The sequence below is a fragment of the Streptomyces sp. NPDC033174 genome, assembly GCF_055577795.1.
Genome location: NZ_JBVIPQ010000004.1, coordinates 664,568 through 679,926, shown reverse-complemented (window position 1 = coordinate 679,926; position 15,359 = coordinate 664,568). Strand labels below are relative to the sequence as shown.

The window sequence follows — 15,359 nt, the reverse complement described above, 5'->3', positions numbered from 1 at the left end:
GTAGCGGAACGCGTAACCAAGAGTCCCGCTCGGCAGTTGCCCCGGGTATGGCCATCACTGTTCCGCTCCCCCGGTCGCCCCTCGACGGCGGCACTGCCCGGTGGTACGAGAACGAGCTCGGCTGGGCCATCCTGAGCGGCCCCCCGGTGCAGCTGCTCACGGGACTGCGTTTCGATGTGCTGGAACTACCGGCGGCCGCGGGCTTCGCCGTGCTGCGACGGGTGGGCAGCACGGGCCCTGTGGCCCTCTTGAGGCACCGCATGGGGCTGCTGGTGGCCGCGGGGAGCGCGGAGGAGCTGCCGGGGCTGCTCGACTGGCTGGAGTGGGGCGGCATCGCCCTCGATCTCACGATCCGCGGCGCGGGCGGCCGGATCACCGCCCCGGTTCCCCCAGGAGAGAGCGGTTCCGGCTCGCGGGGGGCCGCCGTGTGGCTGCGGCCCCCCGAGCCCGGACGCGAGGTCGAGTCGTCCCTGCCCGCCCTGCCCTCGATCGGGGGCGGCGGCGCGGCGCACTGGGGCTCCGGGCTGGTACGACTCGTGGACGCGGCGGCGACGGAATGCCACCGGGCCCGGTTGCTGCGAACTCAGCCGTTGGCCTTCTCGTAAGCCTCACGCACCGTGGCCGGAACGCGGCCGCGGTCATTCACCTCAAAGCCGTTCGCCTTCGCCCATGCGCGGATTTCGGCGGTGTCCTTGTTCCCGCCGGTGGCGACACGGCCCTTGCCCCGGCCGGTGGCGGAACGGCCACCGGTACGCCGGCCGCTCTTGGTGTACGGCTCGAGCAGGCCGCGGAGCTTGTCCGCGTTGGTGGTGGTGAGGTCGATCTCGTAGGTCTTGCCGTCCAGCGCGAACGTCACGGTCTCGTCCGCCTCGCCACCGTCGAGGTCATCGACAAGAAGGACCTGAACCTTCTGTGCCACCGGATTTCCTTTCATCGAAAATGCAGTACGCGGAAAGGAAACCGCTTTTCCCTGAAAAACACAAACCCCTGGGAGAGGTTCAGAACCCCGGGAACGCGGGAAACGTGCGCGATTCGGACATAGGGTTCCGCGCGATCGATACGATCACAGGTGCAGAAGCATCCGGCTGTTGCCCAAGGTGTTCGGCTTCACTCGTTCGAGACCGAGGAACTCCGCGACACCCTCGTCATAGGAACGCAGCAGCTCGCTGTAGACATCTCCGTCGACCGGTGTCTCACCGATCTCGACGAAGCCGTGCTTGGCGAAGAAGTCGACTTCGAAGGTGAGGCAGAAAACCCGGCGCACACCGAGCCAGCGGGCCGTGTGCAACAACTTGTCCAGCACCTGGTGGCCGACGCCGGCGCCACGGAAGTCGGGGTCCACCGCGAGAGTGCGGACTTCCGCGAGGTCTTCCCACATCACATGCAGTGCGCCGCAGCCGACGACCAGTCCGTCCTCGTCGCGTTCGGCGACCCAGAACTCCTGGATGTCCTCGTAAAGCGTGACCGTCGCTTTGTCGAGCAGGATGCCTTCGGTGACGAACGGATCGACGAGTCGGCGGACCGCCGCGACATCGCTGGTCCGCGCCCGCCGTACGGTGACGGCTTTCGCTGCGGGATTGGGTGTGTGGGGCGTCGGAGGCGGAGGCACGGAGGACGGCATGGGTGGACGCTATCGCCCCGGCTCCGCCTCGCCGTCGGCGCCCTCCGGCGGAAGTGGCGAAGGCTCGCCGGGAGGTTCGGGGCTCTGCTCGGTGGGCAGTTCCGGGGCGTCGGGCTGGACCATACGGACCGCGTCGTTGAGTGCCACGCGCTGCTCGGCCGACATCATGCCGAAGAAGGCCACCAGAGCGGCGGCGGGGTTGTCGCTCTGCGACCAGGCTTCGTTCATCAGTGCGGCCGCGTAGGCGGCTCGGGTGGAGACCGCGGTATATCGATAGGCGCGGCCGTCGACTTCCCTGCGCACCCAGCCCTTCTGATGGAGATTGTCCATTACCGTCATGACGGTGGTGTAGGCGATGGAGCGTTCCTGCTGCAGATCTTCCAGGACTTCCCGGACCGTCACCGGCCGGTTCCATTGCCAGACGCGGGTCATGACGGCGTCTTCCAGCTCTCCCAATTGACGGGGCACAGCGCCACCATAGTGGGCGATGTCGGAATGGCCCACTATTGACGTAACAAAAAGGACGTACGACTTGAACGCAGTCGTACGTCCTCGGAGGTGGCGCCCCGGGCTACGGGGTGCCCTCCGCCTGGCGGGTCGCCTCGGCGCGGGCGAGCGCCGCGTCCACGGCGGCATCCTCCTTGGCCTTGTTCGGGCCGCCCTGGCTCTTGACGATCGTCACGACGAGCCCGATGAAGAAGGCGGCCATCACGACGGGGGGCAGGAGCGCGGATACGTATTCCATGCCGTCCAGGGTAGCTATCCGGCGGCGCGCTGTGCGGGCGGGGGCGCGGGGCGGCGGCGGGGCGGGAAGACCTCGGACGGTTTGGGGACCGGCTTCTCGGTCGGGGCGGGCTCCGGCGGCTTCGGCGCGGGCTTCGGCTTCTCCTCCTCGCCCGACCGGCCGCCCTGCAGGGCGAAGAGCCGGGTGCGAGGCGCGGTGACACGGGCCAGGCGCGCCCGTACGGAGTGCTCGGCGAGGAGCCGGCAGCGGTCGAGGAGCGCCGCGCCGACGGGCGTGGAGCGCAGGGTGCGCAGTGCGCCGAGATCCTCGGGCTGTGGGTCGTACCCGGCGGCCAGGGCGTCCTGGAGCAGCTCCAGGTAACCGGGGGCGGTGCCGGGCAGGGCGTCGCGGTAGCGGGCCAGGTCGGCGAGGAGGAAGGCGCGCAGCCGTCCGGCTTCGCGGACCGCCTCGTCCAGGGAGTCGGCGAGGCGCAGGCAGTCCTGGACGTCCTCGTCATCGAGGGGGGTCGGGTGAAGGGCAACGGCCAGGGCGCGTCGGAGCACACGCAGCTCGTCTGCGCCGAACGCCATGCCGCCGCGGGATCCGTAGGGCGTGGGCATGGGCCGACGATACGCGCTAATCAGACAAAATTCCCTTAACGGACTTTCCCTGGCGCGCCTCGCCGGCCCGGCCGCTCGCGCGGCGGCGCGGCCGTCACATCCGGGCGATGTTCCGTTCGTAGACCAGGCGCAGACCGATCAGCGTCAGCCAGGGCTCGTGCTCGTCGATCATCGACGACTCGCTCAGCACCATCGGCGCGAGGCCGCCCGTCGCGATCACCGTGACGTCCGACGGGTCGCCGCCCGGGCCGGTCAGCTCGCGCTTCATCCGCTCCACGACACCGTCGACCTGTCCCGCGAAGCCGAACACGATGCCCGACTGCATCGCCTCCACCGTGTTCTTGCCGATCACGCTCCGCGGCGGGGACAGCTCGATCTTCCGCAGCTGGGCGCCCTTGACGCCCAGTGCCTCGACCGAGATCTCGATGCCGGGGGCGATGACGCCGCCGGTGTACTCACCGCGCGCGCTGACCGCGTCGTACGTCGTCGCCGTGCCGAAGTCGACGACGATCGCCGGGCCGCCGTAGAGCTCGACGGCCGCGACCGAGTTGATGATGCGGTCCGCGCCGACCTCCTTCGGGTTGTCCGTCAGGACGGGCACGCCCGTCTTGATGCCGGGCTCCACCAGGACGGCGGGGACGTCGCCGTAGTACCGGCGGGTCACCTCGCGCAGCTCGTGCAGGACCGAGGGAACGGTCGAGCAGATCGCGATGCCCTCGATGCCGTCCCCGAGCTCCACGCCGAGCAGCGGGTGCATCCCCATCAGGCCCTGGAGCAGGACCGCCATCTCGTCGGCGGTGCGGCGCGGGTCCGTGGAAATGCGCCAGTGCTCGACGATCTCCTCGCCGTCGAAGAGGCCGAGGACGGTATGGGTGTTGCCGACGTCGATGGTGAGCAGCATCAGACGTTCGCCTCGTTCGCCTCACGCAGGTCGAGGCCGATGTCCAGGACCGGGGCGGAGTGGGTGAGCGCGCCGACCGCGAGGTAGTCGACGCCGGTGGCGGCGTACGCGGCGGCGTTGTCCAGGGTGAGGCGGCCGGAGGACTCGAGCGCGGCGCGGCCGGCCACCAGCGCGACGGCCTCCTCGGTCTCCAGGGGGGTGAAGTTGTCGAGCAGGATCAGGTCGGCGCCCGCCTCCAGGACCTCGCGGACCTGGTGCAGCGTGTCGACCTCGACCTCGATCGGGACGTCCGGGGTGCCCATCTCGGCGAGCGTCTCCCGTACGGCCTTGAAGGCCTGCGCGACGCCGCCGGCGGCGACCACGTGGTTGTCCTTGACCAGGGCCGCGTCGGAGAGCGACATGCGGTGGTTGACGCCGCCGCCGCAGCGCACCGCGTACTTCTCCAGGGCGCGCAGGCCCGGCGTGGTCTTGCGGGTGTCGCGTACCCGGGCGCCGGTGCCTTCGAGGGCGTCGGCCCACGCGCGCGTGGCGGTGGCGATGCCGGAGAGACGGCCGAGGATGTTGAGGGCGCTGCGCTCGCCGGTGAGCAGGTCGCGGGTGCGGGTGGTGACGGACAGCAGCTTCTGGCCGGGCTCCACGCGCGCGCCGTCCTCGACGTGCCGCTCCACCTCGAAGGTGTCGGTGCAGACGATGGAGAGCACCGCCTCGGCGACGCGCAGGCCGGCCACCACCCCGTGCTCGCGGGCGGTGAAGTCGGCGGTCGCGACGGCGTCCTCGGGGACGGTCGCCACGGTGGTGACGTCCACACCGCCGTCGAGGTCCTCCTCGATGGCGAGGTGCGCGATGTCCTCGACCTGTACGGGGTCCAGGCCCGCGTCGGCCAGGAGCTGGGCCAGCGCCGGGTCGAGCCCGCACTCGTAGACCTCGTCGCCACCGCAGCCGCAGCCGTCACCGCAGCCGGCCTCCTCGGCCTGGGCACTGGGGGCGCTGATCTGGATCAGCGGTACGTCCACGGGGCGCGGGCGTTCTTCTTCGGGCGTGCTCACGGTTACGGCTCCCTGGGGGCGTCGGCGGCGGTCGGGGGGAAGTCTTGGGTGCCGGTGGGCCGGACGTCCAGGGTCCGGTCGGGGCTGAGGCTCACGACGAGGTGGCGGCGCCAGGTGGTGTCGTCGCGGTCGGGGTGGTCCTCGCGCCAGTGGCAGCCGCGGGTCTCCTCGCGGCGGCGGGCGGCGGCGACCAGGACACGGGCGACGCACAGCAGGTTGGTGGTCTCCCAGGACTCGACGCCGGGCTCGGAGGACTTGTGGTCGTCGCCGTCCCCGGCGACGGCGTCGGCGTGGAGGTTCTCCAGGGCCTCGGCGGCGGCGGCCAGGCTCGCGGCGGAGCGCAGCACTCCGGCGCCCCTGGTCATGATCCGCTGGATACGGACGCGGGCGCCCGGGTCGGGCAGCGGCAGCGTGACCGGGGCCGGGTGCGGGACCGGCGCGCCCGGGACGGCGACGGTCGCCGCGGTGATGTCGTCGGCGATGCGCTCGGCGAAGACCAGTCCCTCGAGCAGGGAGTTGGACGCGAGCCGGTTGGCGCCGTGGACGCCGGTGCAGGCCACCTCGCCGCAGGCGTACAGGCCGGGAACGGTGGTGCGGCCGTGCAGATCGGTGCGGACACCGCCGGAGGCGTAGTGCGCGGCGGGGGCGACCGGGATCGGCTCGGTGACCGGGTCGATGCCGTGGGAGCGGCAGGCGGCCAGGATCGTCGGGAAGCGGTGCTCCCACATCTCGGCGCCGAAGTGCCGGGCGTCCAGGTACATGTGCTCGGCGTCCTGCTCCCGCATCCGCCGCATGATCGCCTTGGCGACGATGTCCCGGGGGGCGAGCTCGGCCAGCTCGTGCTGTCCGAGCATGAAGCGGGTGCCGGACGCGTCGACGAGATGGGCGCCCTCGCCCCGTACCGCCTCGGAGACCAGCGGTTGCTGGCCTTCGGCGTCCGGGCCCAGGAAGAGCACGGTGGGGTGGAACTGCACGAACTCCAGGTCGCTGACCTCGGCGCCGGCCCGCAGCGCGAGCGCGACCCCGTCGCCGGTGGAGACGGCCGGGTTGGTCGTCGCGGAGAAGACCTGGCCCATGCCGCCGGTGGCGAGGACGACCGCGGGGGCGTGGACGGCGCCTACGCCGTCGTGCTGGCCCTCGCCCATGACGTGCAGGGTGACGCCCGCCGTACGGCCCTCGGCGTCCGTGAGGAGGTCCAGGACCAGCGCGTTCTCGATGGTGCGGACGGAGTCCGCACGGGCCGCCTCGACCAGGGCCCGGGAGATCTCGGCGCCGGTCGCGTCGCCTCCGGCGTGCGCGATCCGGCGGCGGTGGTGGCCGCCCTCGCGGGTGAGCGCGATGTCCCCGTCGGGGTCCTTGTCGAAGTCCGCGCCGGTGGCGATCAGCCGGCGCACGGCGTCGGGGCCCTCGGTGACCAGCGTCCGTACGGCCACCTCGTCGCACAGGCCCGCGCCCGCGACGAGCGTGTCGTCCAGGTGCTGCTCGGGGGTGTCCCCGTCGCCGAGGGCGGCCGCGATGCCGCCCTGCGCCCAGCGGGTGGAGCCGTCGTCCAGGCGGGCCTTGGTGACGACGACCGTACGCAGCCCGGCGGCACTGCAGCGCAGGGCGGCGGTGAGTCCCGCGACGCCGGAGCCGACCACGACGACGTCGGCGTCGATGGCCCAGCCCGGCGCGGGCGCGTGCAGCCGTATTCCGGTCACTTGGGGGCTCCGAAGGTCAGGGGGATGTTGTCGATGAGGCGGGTCGAGCCGACGCGGGCGGCGACGGCGAGGATCGCCTCCCCGCCGTGGTCGTCGGGAACTTCGGTGAAGTCGGACGGGTCGACCAGCGCCAGATAGTCGAGGACCAGCGGCGGGTCGGCCTTGGCCGCGTCATCGAGAACCGCGCGGGCCGCGGCCCGTACGGCGTCGGCGCCGCCGCTCTCGGTGGCCTGGGCGACCGCGTGCGCGTCGGCGGCCGCGCGGGCCTCGCCGATCCGGGACAGCGCGGCGGCCCTGGCCTGGGGGGCGGGCAGCGACTCGGCACGCGCGCGCAGCGCCAGCTGGGCGGCGAGCCGGTCCTGGGCGGCGAACAGGGCACCGGACAGGGCGAGCGCGGTGTGGCGCTCGGCCGGCGAGAGGTAGCGGTTGCGGCTGGAGAGCGCGAGACCGTCCGGCTCCCGCACGGTCGGGACACCCGCGATGTCGACCGGGAAGTTGAGGTCGTGGGCCATGCGCCGGATCAATGCCAGCTGCTGGGCGTCCTTCTGGCCGAAGAGGGCGACATCGGGGCGGGTGAGGTGGAGCAGCTTGGCGACGACGGTCAGCATGCCGTCGAAGTGGCCGGGCCGGGAGGCGCCTTCGAGCCGCTCGCCCATGGGGCCCGCGGTGATCCGGACCTGCGGCTCCCCGCCGGGGTAGACCTCGTCGACGGAGGGGGCGAAGACGGCGTCGGCGCCCGCCTCCTCGGCGGTCCTGAGGTCGGCGTCCAGGGTGCGGGGGTAGCGGTCGAGGTCCTCGCCGGCGCCGAACTGGAGTGGGTTGACGAAGACGGTGACGACGACGAAGCCGTCGGGGCCGACCTGCCCGCGGGCGTTGCGGACGAGGGTGGCGTGGCCTTCGTGGAGGGCGCCCATGGTCATGACGACGGCGCGCCTGCCGCCGTTGCCCAGCGCGTGGAGTTCGGCCGCCGTGCGGACCGGTGCGAGGCTCATCGGTCGTTCCCCTCGGACCCCTCGGGCCCCTCGGCCAGGACACTTTCCGCCAGGACGCCCAGCAGGTCCTCGGCGAGCTCGGGCTTGAGCAGGCCGTGGGCGAGCGCCCGGTCGGCGGTCGCCCGGGCCATCGCGAGATAGCCGGCGACCGTGGCGGGCGCGTGCGTGCGCAGTTCGGCGACGTGTGCGGCGACCGTGCCGGCGTCACCCCGGGCCACAGGGCCGGTGAGCGCGGCGTCGCCGGACCTGAGCGCGTTGTCCAGGGCCGCGCCGAGCAGTGGTCCGAGCATCCGGTCGGGGGCGGCGACCCCGGCCGTACGCAGCAGCTCCATGGACTGGGCGACCAGGGTGACCAGATGGTTCGCGCCGAGGGCGAGGGCCGCGTGGTAGAGCGGGCGGGCCTCCTCCTCGATCCACTCGGGCTCGCCGCCCATCTCGATGACGAGCGCCTCGGCGGCCAGCCGCAGCTCCTCGGGCGCGGTGACGCCGAACGAGCAGCCGGCCAGCCGCTGGACGTCCACGGACGTGCCGGTGAAGGTCATCGCGGGGTGCAGGGCGAGCGGCAGAGCCCCGGCGCGGCGGGCCGGGTCCAGGACCCTGGCGCCGTACCGCCCGGAGGTGTGCACCAGGAGCTGTCCGGGGCGTACGGCTCCGGTCTCGGCGAGGCCCTCGACGAGGCCGGGCAGGGCGTCGTCGGGAACCGTCAGCAGCACCAGGTCGGCGGCGGCCATGACCTGCGCGGGCGGCACGATCGGCACGTCCGGCAGGAGCGCGGCGGCGCGGCGCACCGACGCCTCGGAGACGCCGGACACGGCGACCGGGTGGTGGCCGGCGAGCCGCAGGGACGCCGCGAGTGCGGGTCCGACCCGGCCGGCGCCGACGACGCCGACGGTCAGGCGGGCCGGGCGGGGTTCTGGTGGTGCGTTCACGCTGACGGTGGCCTTCCGTTCCAGTCCGCGGGGGGTACCGGACGATTTCTCGTCATGCTACGCCAGCGTTTCGCGACCTTCCCCGACTGTCCACAGGGTCCGGGCGGCGATGTGATGATCGGTGGATGGACGATGAGCCGGGCGAGGACGAGCGGAACGCGAGGCGCCGGAGGATCGAGGCCTGGCGGTCCTCCACGAGGACGTTGTGGCGGCCCTCGGTGGACCTTCCCCTCGGGGAACGGCTGAGAGCGCTCGCGGACGACGCGGCCTCGGTCGCCGACGTGGCGGCGCCCGTCGACGTGTACGGCGACGGGGTCGTCGCCGAGGTCGAGCGGCGCGTCGCCGACCTGCTCGGTTTCCCCGCCGCCGCCTTCTTCCCGACCGGGACGATGGCGCAGCAGGTGGCGCTGAGGTGCTGGGCGGGCCGGACCGGGAACCCGGTGGTCGCCCTGCACCCGCTGGCGCATCCGGAGGTCCACGAAGGGGGTGCGCTCGGCGCGGTGAGCGGCCTGCGGACGGTCCATCCGACGGACGCGGCGCGGCTGCCGACGGCCGAGGAGATCCGGGACCTGGCGGACCCCTTCGGCACGCTGATGCTGGAACTTCCGCTGCGGGACGCCGGATTCGTCCTGCCCTCGTGGCAGGAGCTGGTGGACGTGGTGGAGGCCGCGCGGGAACGCGATGCGGTGGTGCACTTCGACGGCGCGCGACTGTGGGAGTGCGCCCCTCACTTCGGACGCGAGCTGGCCGAGATCGCGGCCCTCGCGGACACCGTGTACGTCTCCTTCTACAAGTCCCTCGACGGGCCGTCGGGCGCGGCCCTCGTCGGATCCGAGGACCTGATCGCCGAGGCGAGGGCGTGGCGGCACCGGTACGGCGGGCTGGTCTTCCAGCAGTCCGCGGCGGCGGTGGGAGCCCTGGCCGGGATGGCCCGGAAGCTTCCACGGCTGCCCTCGTACGTGGCGCACGCGCGCGTGGTGGCGGCGGGACTGCGGTCGGGGTTCGAGGCGGCGGGAACGGCGTGGTTCCGCGTCCATCCCGAGGAGCCGCACACCCATCAGTTCCAGGTGTGGCTCCCGTACGACCCGGACGCCCTGACCGAGGCGTCGGTCCGGCAGGCCGAGGACACGGGCGTCACCCTCTTCCGCCGCTGGTTCTCCCCGGGCGCCGGGGGCCCGCCGGGGGTGGCGGTCACCGAGGTGACCGTGGACGAGCCGGGGCTGGCGTGGACGGAGGCGGACGTCGCGGAGGCGGTCGAGGGATTCATGGCGCGCCTGCCCTGAGCCGGACGCGGCCCGGGGAGTGGTCCACGAGGTGGCGTCGTCCGCCGGAGGCGGACGGGGCTCCGGCTCCACGGACACGGCCTAGCGGCAGCCCCTCGCCGACGGCGGGCGGTGCGACCCGTGCGGCAGAGGCAGGATGTGGGAGAGAGCCGAGAGCCGGGACACCAGCCGGGTCAGCGCCGGCCCGGTGCGGCCCCCGGCGGGGCGGCCGGCGACGACCGCGGTGAAGCGGTGGTGGTCGCGGACCGAGGCGAGCGCCGACCAGTCGTGCGCGCCCGGCAGCGGTGGGGCCGGCTCGCCGTGCTGGGCCGAGCGGTAGGCGTCGATCATGTGCTGCTCGATGGCGTTCATGGCATTCACGATGCGCCCGGACGGCCCAGCGCGCCCGTCGATCGACGAGGCCTGTCAAACGACGCGACGCCGCACCCCCCGCTCGCGGCGGTCGCCCGGATCGGCAGCGGCTTCCTGGAGACGGTGCTGCGCCAGGTGCCGCGCCGGGGACGCTCCTCGCCACCGGCCCCGTCCTCGCCCCCCGTGCCGAGCGTCGCCACCGGCCCGCGCGTCGCCACCTTCGCGGTCCTCGCCACCGCCTCAGTCGAAGCGGATGTGGGCGAGGCCCACCCGGATGCGCCGCAGCCGGTGGCGCAGCGGCCCGTCCTCGTTCGGCAGCAGCCGCAGACCGGCCGAGCGTGCCACCGCTTCCGCAACCTGGGGGATGCCGAGCCGGTCCGTACGGATGTGCTCGGCGAACTCCGGTCCGCTCAGCCGCTCCAGGCAGTGGTCCAGCTTGCGCACCGCGAAGCTCTCGCGCTTCAGACCGCGCCCCAGGCCGCGCTCGGTCAGCCGCCGCAGGACCGTCTCGCGCTCCGCGAGCAGCGCGAAGTGGTGCACCTCGTGCCCCGCCTCGGTGCGCAGCCGGCCGACGATCTCCTGGAAGTACCCGGCGTCCACCAGCGTCATGGGGGCGATCACCGGCCCGCCGCGGTGCTCGCGCAGCGCCAGGTCCAGCACCTCGTACACCCCCTCCCGCCAGGACCGCAGATCCTGGAAGTCACCGCGCAGTTCGCGCGGCAGCATCCGGTGCAGGCCGAATCCGACGTGCTCCGGATCGCACACGACACTGCCCGGCAGCCGCCGCCGGAGCTCGTACGCGGTCTGGGTCTTGCCGCCCCCGAAAGGGCCGTTGATCCACAGCAGCATCGGACCAGGATGCCCGATCAGGAGGCTCCTGCGCCGCCCGCCCGAACGAGGCCCGTCTCGTATGCGAGCACGACGACCTGCACCCGGTCGCGGAGATCCAACTTCGTGAGGATGCGCCCCACATGGGTCTTGACGGTCGCTTCGGAGAGGACGAGACGCGCCGCGATCTCGCCGTTCGACAGGCCCTGGGCGACCAGCATCATGACCTCCCGCTCCCTTTCCGTCAGCTTCGCGAGTGACGCGTGCTGGGGCTCCTTGCCACCCGAAGGCAGCATCGGCGCGAAGCGGTCGAGCAGGCGCCGCGTCGTGGACGGAGCGACGACCGCGTCGCCGCTGTGCACCGACCGGATCGCGCTGAGCAGTTCGGACGGCGGCACGTCCTTGAGCATGAAGCCGCTCGCGCCCGCCTTCAGCCCCGAGAAGGCGTACTCGTCGAGGTCGAAGGTGGTCAGGATCAGGACCTTGGGGGCGTCCGGTTCGGCGCAGATGCGGCGGGTGGCCTCGACGCCGTCGAGCTTCGGCATACGGACGTCCATGAGCACGACGTCCACGCTGGTGGAGCGGAGGTTCTGGATGGCCTCGACGCCGTCGCCCGCCTCGGCGACGACCTCCATGTCCGGCTGGGCGGCCAGCACCATACGGAAACCGGTGCGCAGCAGCATCTGGTCGTCGACGAGCATCACGCGGATCGTCATGTCAGGGGTCCTCGGGATCGGGTGCGGCGGGGGCGGGGCGGGGCTGTCCTGGCCTGGGCTGGGCCGGGCTGGGCTGGGCTGACGGGTGCGGGGCGTGCGGGGCGTGCGGGCTCCGGGCGGACTAGTGGGCGGCCTTGAGCGGAAGCAGGGCGCTGATCCGGAAGCCGCCGCCGGGCCGCGGTCCCGCGTCCAGCGTGCCGCCGACCATGCCGACCCGCTCCCGCATCCCGATCAGGCCGTGGCCGCGGCCGTCGGCGCCGCCGTCCTCGTACATCTCGTGGGTCGCCCCCCGGCCGTCGTCCTCGACCAGCAGGCCGAGTCCGTCGTCGAAGTACACCAGCCGCACGCTCGCGCCCGCCTCCGGGCCGCCGTGCTTGCGGGTGTTGGTGAGGGCTTCCTGCACGATCCGGTACGCGGTGAGCTCGACGCCGCTCGGCAGCGGCCGCGGTGTCCCCTCGATCTTGAAGTCGACGGTGAGGCCGGAGCCCCGGACCTGCTCGACGAGGTCACCGATCTGCTCGACGTCGGGCTGGGGGACGTACTCCCCGGCTTCCTCGTGTTCGCCGGTGCGCAGGATGCCCAGGAGCCGGCGCATCTCGGCGAGCGCCTGCCGCCCGGTGCTGGAGATCGTCTCCAGCGCCTGCCTGGCCTGGTCGGGCGCGGCGTCCAGGACGTACGCGGCGCCGTCGGCCTGCACCACCATCACGGACACGTTGTGGGCCACGACGTCGTGCAGCTCGCGGGCGATGCGGGCGCGCTCGGCGGCCACGGCGACCTTCGCCTGCGCCTCGCGCTCCCGCTCCAGCCGCGACGCCCGTTCCTCCAGCTGTGCGAAGTAGGCGCGCCGGGTGCGCACCGAGTCGCCGAGCACCCAGGCGAGGGCGAACGGCACCGTCATGATCATGGAGAAGAAGATCTTGGATCCGATGCCCATGCCGCTCTCCTGCCAGCGCAGCTGCGACAGGGTCGCGGCGCTGAGCCCGCCCGCCAGCGCCACTCTCGACGCCCAGCGCGGGCCGTCGTGGGCGGCCACCGTGTAGATGATGACAAGCATCGCGAAGTCGGCGATGGTCGGCACGATGTCCAGCGCGAGCTGGCCGACTCCCACGGCGGCCGCGAGGAGCAGCATCCGCTCGGGGGCGCGGCGGCGCAGGGCGACGACGAGGGAGAGCAGCAGGGCGACGCACACATGGCCGGCGACGGGTTCGCCCGTGGGAGCCTTCGAGATCACCCACAGCATGGAGAACCCGAGAAGGACGACGGCCCAGAAGGTGTCGACGCCCGTCGGGTGTCTGCGGAGGAAGTCGTAGAGGCTCTGCACGTGACCAAGCGTAGGGAAGGCCGATAGGTGCATGGGTCAACCGGAGGGGCGATCCCGTCACCGGAGGCGTACTCCGCAAGGTGGAGACTGGTGCCCGTGACGGATGAGACGTGTAAGTCCGCGGGGTGGAGCGGCTGGCGGCAGGCCGCCGAGACGGCGTTGTACGGGCCTGACGGCTTCTATCTGCGGCCCGAGGGACCGGCCGGCCACTTCCGTACGTCCGTCCACGCGTCCCGGCTCTTCGCCTCCGCCGTCGCCCGGCTGCTGGAGCGGGTCGCGCGGGAGATCGGCGGGGACGAGATCGCGCTGGTGGACGTGGGCGCGGGCCGTGGGGAGCTGCTGACCGGGGTGCTGGCGGAGGTGGATCCCGGACTGCGGGTCCGGGCCCACGCCGTCGAGCGGGCCGCCCGCCCCGAGGGCCTCGACCCGCGCATCGCCTGGAGCGACCGGCCGCCCGCCGGAGTGCGCGGGCTGCTCTTCGCCAACGAGTGGCTGGACAACGTGCCGGTGGACATCGCCCAGGCCGACGACGCGGGCGTGCCCCGGTACGTCGAGGTGCGGGCCGACGGCACCGAGCGGCTCGGCCCGCCGGTCGCCGGCCCGGACGCGCGCTGGCTGGAGAGGTGGTGGCCGCTGGGAGAGCCCGGTGAGCGGGCCGAGATCGGGCGTCCGCGCGACGAGGCCTGGGCGGCCGCGGTCGCCACCCTGGACGAGGGCCTGGCCGTCGCCGTCGACTACGCGCACGTCCGGGAGGCCAGGCCGCCGTTCGGGACGCTGACCGGATTCCGGGGCGGGCGGGAGGTGCGGCCGGTCCCGGACGGGAGCTGCGACCTGACCTCCCACGTGGCCCTGGACGCCTGCGCGGCGGCCCCCGCGCTGCCCGGCACCGACCTGCTGTCCCAGCGGGAGGCGCTGGCCGGCCTGGGCGTGAGCGGGGGCCGGCCGCCCCTGGCGCTCGCCTCCTCCGACCCGGTGGCGTACGTGCGGGCGCTGTCGGCGGCGGGCGAGGCGGCCGAGCTGACGGCGAGGGGCGGCCTCGGGGACTTCACCTGGCTGACGCAGCGGGTGTCCGGCGCCCCGGAGAAGTCCGGGGGACCCGCCACGTCCGGGGCGCCCGCCGCACCCGTCCCACCCGGCACGGAATAGCGCGTACCGGCGAGGGATACTGTCCGGCATGACGGAGACCACGGTCGGCATCGGCGGCGCGGCGGAGAGCACCGACATGGTGCTCAACATCGGCCCCCAGCATCCCTCCACCCATGGCGTGCTCCGCCTGCGCCTGGTCCTGGACGGCGAGGTGATCCGGCACGCCGAGCCGGTCATCGGCTATATGCACCGTGGCGCCGAGAAGCTCTTCGAGGCGCGGGACTACCGGCAGATCGTGATGCTGGCCAACCGCCACGACTGGCTGTCCGCGTTCTCCAACGAACTCGGTGTGGTCATGGCGGTCGAGCGGATGCTCGGCATGGAGGTCCCCGAGCGGGCGGTCTGGACGCGCACCCTGCTCGCCGAACTGAACCGGGTCCTCAACCACCTGATGTTCCTGGGGTCGTACCCCCTTGAACTGGGCGGAATCACCCCGATCTTCCACGCCTTCCGCGAGCGCGAGGACCTCCAGCACGTCATGGAGGAGGTCTCCGGCGGCCGGATGCACTACATGTTCAACCGGGTCGGCGGCCTCAAGGAGGACCTCCCGGCCGGCTGGACGGGCCGTGCCCGCGAAGCCGTCGCCGCCCTCCGCTCCCGGATGGACGTCTACGACCGGCTGGTTCTCGGCAACGAGATCTTCCGCGGCCGCACGCGCGGTGTGGGCGTCCTTGCCGCCGAGACGGTGCACGCCTACGGGGTGAGCGGGCCGATCGCCCGCGCCTCCGGGGTCGACTTCGACCTGCGCCGCGACGAGCCGTACCTCGCGTACGGGGAGCTGGCGGACGTACTGAAGGTCGTCACCCGTGAGGAGGGCGACTGCCTCGCCCGCTTCGAGTGCCTGCTCGACCAGACGCACAACGCCCTCGACCTGGCGGACGCCTGCCTGGACCGGATCGCGGAGCTGCCGCCCGGCCCGATCAACCAGCGGCTGCCGAAGGTGCTCAAGGCGCCCGAGGGCCACACCTACGCGTGGACCGAGAACCCCCTCGGCATCAACGGCTACTACCTGGTCTCCAAGGGTGAGAAGACCCCGTACCGCCTCAAGCTGCGCTCGGCGTCGTACAACAACATCCAGGCGCTGACAGAGCTGTTGCCCGGGACGCTGGTCGCGGACATGGTGGCGATCCTGGGCTCGCTCTTCTTCGTCGTCGGCGACATCGACAAGTAGCCGGATCCGA

General features: G+C 72.9%; 18 protein-coding genes. 4 read left to right on the top strand and 14 right to left on the bottom strand.

Features of this window, described 5'->3' with window-relative positions; all coding sequences use genetic code 11:
• Positions 1-47: 47 nt before the first annotated feature.
• On the top strand, positions 48-605 hold the full coding sequence (locus ACZ5VC_RS16810; RefSeq protein ID WP_469120769.1) for an SCO3374 family protein: 558 nt from the start codon (positions 48-50) through the stop codon (positions 603-605).
• On the opposite strand, the gene ACZ5VC_RS16805 is transcribed toward ACZ5VC_RS16810, so the two are convergent.
• From ACZ5VC_RS16805 to ACZ5VC_RS16760, 10 genes are all read right to left on the bottom strand, one after another.
• Entirely contained in the window at positions 584-919 is a 336-nt protein-coding gene (locus tag ACZ5VC_RS16805; protein ID WP_468711381.1) for a histone-like nucleoid-structuring protein Lsr2, read from the bottom strand. The two genes, ACZ5VC_RS16810 and ACZ5VC_RS16805, sit on opposite strands and share 22 nt — an antisense overlap.
• Before the next feature lie 144 nt (positions 920-1,063).
• Entirely contained in the window at positions 1,064-1,621 is a 558-nt protein-coding gene (locus tag ACZ5VC_RS16800; protein WP_469120768.1) for an amino-acid N-acetyltransferase, read from the bottom strand.
• A 9-nt stretch (positions 1,622-1,630) separates the two neighbouring features.
• The gene (locus ACZ5VC_RS16795; RefSeq protein WP_469120767.1) at positions 1,631-2,089 is read right to left on the bottom strand and encodes a BlaI/MecI/CopY family transcriptional regulator; all 459 of its coding nucleotides are present in this window, start codon (positions 2,087-2,089) and stop codon (positions 1,631-1,633) included.
• A 103-nt stretch (positions 2,090-2,192) separates the two neighbouring features.
• On the bottom strand, positions 2,193-2,366 hold the full coding sequence (locus ACZ5VC_RS16790; protein ID WP_469120766.1) for a hypothetical protein: 174 nt from the start codon (positions 2,364-2,366) through the stop codon (positions 2,193-2,195).
• Positions 2,367-2,380: 14 nt separating this feature from the next.
• Positions 2,381-2,935, bottom strand: coding sequence for a hypothetical protein (locus tag ACZ5VC_RS16785; protein ID WP_469120824.1), 555 nt, complete (start codon positions 2,933-2,935; stop codon positions 2,381-2,383).
• Positions 2,936-3,059: 124 nt separating this feature from the next.
• On the bottom strand, positions 3,060-3,866 hold the full coding sequence (locus tag ACZ5VC_RS16780; RefSeq protein ID WP_469120765.1) for a type III pantothenate kinase: 807 nt from the start codon (positions 3,864-3,866) through the stop codon (positions 3,060-3,062).
• Positions 3,866-4,912 (bottom strand): carboxylating nicotinate-nucleotide diphosphorylase, encoded by a 1,047-nt coding sequence (nadC, locus tag ACZ5VC_RS16775; protein ID WP_469120764.1) that lies wholly within the window; start codon positions 4,910-4,912, stop codon positions 3,866-3,868. The genes ACZ5VC_RS16780 and nadC overlap by 1 nt, the downstream gene beginning before the upstream one ends.
• A gap of 2 nt (positions 4,913-4,914) precedes the next feature.
• Positions 4,915-6,612, bottom strand: coding sequence for an L-aspartate oxidase (locus ACZ5VC_RS16770; RefSeq protein WP_469120763.1), 1,698 nt, complete (start codon positions 6,610-6,612; stop codon positions 4,915-4,917).
• Complete coding sequence (gene panC / locus ACZ5VC_RS16765) at positions 6,609-7,604, bottom strand: pantoate--beta-alanine ligase (RefSeq protein ID WP_469120762.1); 996 nt, start codon at positions 7,602-7,604, stop codon at positions 6,609-6,611. The genes ACZ5VC_RS16770 and panC overlap by 4 nt, the downstream gene beginning before the upstream one ends.
• Positions 7,601-8,533 carry a Rossmann-like and DUF2520 domain-containing protein gene (locus ACZ5VC_RS16760; protein WP_469120761.1) on the bottom strand — a complete coding sequence of 311 codons (933 nt, stop codon included), beginning with the start codon at positions 8,531-8,533 and terminating at the stop codon, positions 7,601-7,603. The genes panC and ACZ5VC_RS16760 overlap by 4 nt, the downstream gene beginning before the upstream one ends.
• 125 nt (positions 8,534-8,658) lie before the next feature.
• Between ACZ5VC_RS16760 and ACZ5VC_RS16755 the strand changes: the two genes are divergently transcribed.
• Complete coding sequence (locus tag ACZ5VC_RS16755; protein WP_469120760.1) at positions 8,659-9,816, top strand: threonine aldolase family protein; 1,158 nt, start codon at positions 8,659-8,661, stop codon at positions 9,814-9,816.
• 81 nt (positions 9,817-9,897) lie between these two features.
• Here the strand turns inward: ACZ5VC_RS16755 and ACZ5VC_RS16750 are convergent, their stop codons facing one another.
• The 4 genes from ACZ5VC_RS16750 to ACZ5VC_RS16735 all read right to left on the bottom strand — a co-directional run bounded on the left by ACZ5VC_RS16750 (position 9,898) and on the right by ACZ5VC_RS16735 (position 13,032).
• Entirely contained in the window at positions 9,898-10,167 is a 270-nt protein-coding gene (locus ACZ5VC_RS16750) for a hypothetical protein (RefSeq protein WP_469120759.1), read from the bottom strand.
• A gap of 240 nt (positions 10,168-10,407) precedes the next feature.
• The gene (locus ACZ5VC_RS16745) at positions 10,408-11,016 is read right to left on the bottom strand and encodes an AAA family ATPase (protein WP_469120758.1); all 609 of its coding nucleotides are present in this window, start codon (positions 11,014-11,016) and stop codon (positions 10,408-10,410) included.
• A 17-nt stretch (positions 11,017-11,033) separates the two neighbouring features.
• Positions 11,034-11,711 carry a response regulator transcription factor gene (locus ACZ5VC_RS16740; protein ID WP_469120757.1) on the bottom strand — a complete coding sequence of 226 codons (678 nt, stop codon included), beginning with the start codon at positions 11,709-11,711 and terminating at the stop codon, positions 11,034-11,036.
• Positions 11,712-11,832: 121 nt separating this feature from the next.
• A complete protein-coding gene (locus tag ACZ5VC_RS16735) occupies positions 11,833-13,032 on the bottom strand; it encodes a sensor histidine kinase (RefSeq protein WP_469120756.1) in 1,200 nt (399 codons plus the stop codon).
• A gap of 96 nt (positions 13,033-13,128) precedes the next feature.
• Here ACZ5VC_RS16735 and ACZ5VC_RS16730 point away from each other — a divergent pair, with 96 nt between their 5' ends.
• Positions 13,129-14,178 (top strand): SAM-dependent methyltransferase, encoded by a 1,050-nt coding sequence (locus tag ACZ5VC_RS16730; RefSeq protein WP_469120823.1) that lies wholly within the window; start codon positions 13,129-13,131, stop codon positions 14,176-14,178.
• A 28-nt stretch (positions 14,179-14,206) separates the two neighbouring features.
• Entirely contained in the window at positions 14,207-15,349 is a 1,143-nt protein-coding gene (locus ACZ5VC_RS16725; RefSeq protein WP_468711396.1) for an NADH-quinone oxidoreductase subunit D, read from the top strand.
• The last annotated feature ends 10 nt before the right edge of the window (positions 15,350-15,359 follow it).